The sequence below is a fragment of the Maribacter aquimarinus genome (assembly GCF_047345505.1).
Taxonomy (GTDB): domain Bacteria; phylum Bacteroidota; class Bacteroidia; order Flavobacteriales; family Flavobacteriaceae; genus Maribacter.
Map to the genome: position 1 here is coordinate 1 of NZ_JBLFEO010000054.1, position 3,149 is coordinate 3,149.

2 protein-coding genes are annotated in these 3,149 nt (G+C 37.5%); both read right to left on the minus strand.

What is annotated here, in order from left to right; all coding sequences use genetic code 11:
• Positions 1–1,737: 1,737 nt before the first annotated feature.
• Positions 1,738–1,860 carry a hypothetical protein gene (locus ACKWCC_RS19070; RefSeq protein WP_413997563.1) on the minus strand — a complete coding sequence of 41 codons (123 nt, stop codon included), beginning with the start codon at positions 1,858–1,860 and terminating at the stop codon, positions 1,738–1,740.
• Between the two features lie 408 nt (positions 1,861–2,268).
• Complete coding sequence (locus tag ACKWCC_RS19075) at positions 2,269–2,745, minus strand: hypothetical protein (protein ID WP_413997564.1); 477 nt, start codon at positions 2,743–2,745, stop codon at positions 2,269–2,271.
• Positions 2,746–3,149: the final 404 nt, after the last annotated feature.

Below are 3,149 nucleotides of genomic sequence, written 5' to 3' on the forward strand. Positions count from 1 at the left end.
ATGATCAGTACGGCCTTGAAATCCGCAGGATTTCGGCCCGTACGCTAAACATACTAAAAATGCGTGGATTTTCCACCGGAAAATCGCCCCGTATTGATCATACATATTGTTAGCGAACGTGTTACCGCCCCGATCTTGGCCCTGGCACCGGACCCTTTTTAAATGTCCCCTGCCCTTTTAAAATGGTTTCTTTTTTCGGTCAACCGTAGTTTTCGGGCAAGCGTTTCTGGCCGGCGGACCTTTCCCGAGCTTTTGCGGACAAGCCGCAGGTCGTCCCGCGCAACGATCCCGCCGGAGTGTCTGGTCGGCCAGTGCCGGGACCTTGGCAAGCACATTTTTTCCCATTAGACACCCGGAGACGCAGAAAGAACCAAGCCCGAAGAAACCATTTTAAAAACGCGGCCCTGCCCGAGCCATGCTCCTTGTTTTTATCCGCTATCCGTCTCGATTGCGCCCTGATCGGAAATTTCTGGCAATATGTTTGCTAACGGTTGGGCTAAGGTTCGTTGCGGTGATCTGTCCGCAAGACAGTCCCGCCGAACCCAAAGTTAGCTTTTTGCGCAGGATTTCCTGCAAGGAAATCCGCAAGCAATGAACTTTAGGCTTTGTTAGCAAACGTGTTGCAGCGCAGACCTTGGCCGAAGCCCGAACCATTTATTTATACCCGGGCCCTTTTAAAATGGTTTCTTTTTTTCAGGTCCATCCAACCTAAAAAACGGACATTTTCGATTTTCGTTTTTGCCCTTACTTTGGCAAACAGTTCGCAAGTCCATCTGCGCAACAGTTGCGTCCGAGTAAAGTCCGTCCGAGCGAGAAACTTTGGCAAGCTTTTACTTAAATAAATACCTGAAGTTTTCTTAAAAACCGACCAAAAGAAACCATTTTAAAAATGCGGATTTACCCGAACCGAACTCTTATTATTTTAAAAAATATTCAGGAGAATTGCGAACCGATTTTTATTAAATGCAATATGTTTGCTAACGGGTTTGTATATGGTTTGTTGCGTGGTTAAAGCACTAAATTTAGCAAATAAAAGCGAACTTTTACCAAGCAAGTATAAATTGCAAATAGGCGAGTAGCAGCAATGAACTATATACGGTGTTGGCAAATCGTTTTTTAATTTTTTAACAAGTTGAGCATTTTATAGACAACGTTGCTATTCTTTTTTAGTTGCATCGCTATATTTTTTTAGGTTTCGTTAGTCCACAAAGCTGCTTGTAAGCCTCTGAAATTTTATGATTTAACCGACTAAACTGTTTTGTTTTTCACACAACATTTCGCAACAGAATTTTTAATTTTTTAAAGTTCTAACTAATCAAAAAGCTGCTATTCAATTCAGTATTTTATTGACTTAATCAACAAAACTCTATTTTTTTAAAGTGATATTGCTCCACAAAGCTGCCATTAAATTCCAGAACTTTTTGGCTTAACAGACCAAACTCAAATTTCTTTTATTTACAACGCTATGCAGCAGCAATTATACTTTTTTTAAAACCTCGCAAAAAGGCAAATAACAACGAATTTGCAAGTATAATTGGTGGTCGGCCAAAATGTTTGCCAACTGGTTTGTATATGGTTTGTTGCGTGGTTAAAGCACTAAATTTAACAAATAAAAATGAACTTTTCGCCAAGCAAGTATAAATTGTAAATAGGCGAGTAGTAGCAATGAACTATATACGGTGTTGGCAAATCGTTTTTTAATTTTTTAACAAGTTGAGCATTTTATAGACAACGTTGCTATTCTTTTTTTAGTGGCATCGCTTTATTTTTTTTAGGTTTTGTTGCTCCACAAAGCTGCTCTAAAGCTTCCGAAATTTCATGACTTAACCGACTAAACTGTTTTGTTTTTTCACACAACATTTCGCAACAGAATTTTTAATTTTTTTAGGTTCTATTGCTCCAAAAAGCTGCAATTAAATTCCATAACTTTTTGGCTTAACAGACCAAACTCAAATTTCTTTTATTTACAACGCTACGCAGCAAAAATTATATTATTTAAAAACCTCGCAGAAGTGCAGATAATAGCGAATTTGCAAGTAAAATTGGTGGTCGGCCAAAATGTTTGCCAACGGTTCGGCTAAGCGTAGTGCGGAGGCAAGGAAACTTTTCGTTTCCGTCTTTGCACGAAGCTAAAGCTTATTGTTTAGTTTTATTTTTTCTATTCTAAAGCTAAATCCATAAGATTTAGCGACTTCATAAATACACACAGACATTTCGATTGAGCCCTAAAGTCCGCATTACGTTTAGGAATTGTTGTAGTGCGTTTTTTCAGAGTTCTATATCCGTTATAAATTCGAGTGAGGAACCTTCTCTTAATTCCAAATTTTGAGTATTGTAAACCACTCCAGTTGGAGTATAGTAAGTTATATTACAGGGAATTTTAGTCAATTCTGCTAAAAAATCCAAGGTAACAGTTTCTGTATCGTTTAGTTTAATAACGTATTGAAAGGTCGATTCATTTGGTATAAATAATTCAATTGTATTATCAAACTCCCTAATTTCAGAATCAGGATTAGCAAATTCATTAGGAGGATTAAATCTGAAACCTACTCCATTTTGAAGTGTTATTTCTTCTGGGTTTACAGAACCATTTTCAATTAAATTATTACCGTTTGAATCAACTAATTTAATATATAAACTTGGAAATGCGGGGTCAAAAAGTTGACAATCAATACCATTATCATCATCATTCGAACAATTTGACAATAATATGCTTATTACAATAAGTATGAAATTTTTTTTCATAAATCTGTTTACTATTAGATACTGAATTTGCCTTATGGTTGTGTCAAATGCACTACAACGGCTCGGCTAAGAACAGTACGGGAGCAAACTAGCGTTTACCTTCCGTTCGGCAATTAGCCAAAACCTTTTGTTTTGGTTTTAATTTTTCCTTTTAAAATCCCAAAATCCAAATGTTTTGGCGGACTTCATAAAAATACGCAAACCATTCGGAAAACCCCGAAGCCCGTATTGTTTTTAGGCATTGTTGAACTAAACCTAAAGGTAGCTTCAAGTCTTCACCGTTCACTACCTTTAAGAACTGTTTAATCTTAACACCTTGAAATTATGAAAAAAAAGTAGTACCCTGATCGAGCGGGCCTGCATCGAGGTTCCCGAGTTTGCCCTGAACTTCCAAAAATTGGAGC

What these genes read in the sequence shown, in the direction of transcription:
- ACKWCC_RS19070 (WP_413997563.1), bottom strand. Translation starts at nt 1,860, where the DNA reads ATGTTGTGTGAAAAAACAAAACAGTTTAGTCGGTTAAGTCATGAAATT.
- ACKWCC_RS19075 (WP_413997564.1), bottom strand. Translation starts at nt 2,745, where the DNA reads ATGAAAAAAAATTTCATACTTATTGTAATAAGCATATTATTGTCAAAT.